This is a genomic window from Pseudarthrobacter sp. 05T312, assembly GCF_056396685.1.
In genome coordinates, this window is sequence record NZ_JBFTLY010000075.1 from 1 (window position 1) to 357 (window position 357).

Here is a 357-nt window from a genome sequence, read left to right on the forward strand (position 1 = left end):
GTCCAGCTTGACCGTTGCCTGCCCCCAGCCAAGGCCCACGTCGAGCCGCCGCGTGATCTCGAACTTGCGCCCCGTTTGCTCGCTGACATAGCGGTTGACCGGTCCGCGCAGCGTGTCCCAGGGGAAGAAGGCGAGCACGATGACCAGCGCCGCGAACAGCAGCACGACGAATGCGAGCAGCTTCTGCCAGAGGGGCCGGTTGCGAAGGATCATCGTTGCCATGGGTCATTGTCACTCCGGGCATTGCGTCGTCCGGGTCGGCGGCGGGCCGCAAAAACCGTGAGGCGCCGCCTACGAAGGTGCGTTGCAGACTGGGCCGGGTATACGCGTCGGAACCCGCCTACAACAGCCGCACGT

General features: G+C 66.1%; 1 protein-coding gene. It reads right to left on the bottom strand.

Annotation, left to right across the window (positions count from 1 at the left end; translation table 11 throughout):
- Positions 1 to 222, bottom strand: a 222-nt coding sequence (locus AC1DIP_RS22380) for a hypothetical protein (RefSeq protein WP_477735138.1), incomplete at its 3' end; no start/stop codon positions are given.
- Between the last annotated feature and the right edge of the window lie 135 nt (positions 223 to 357).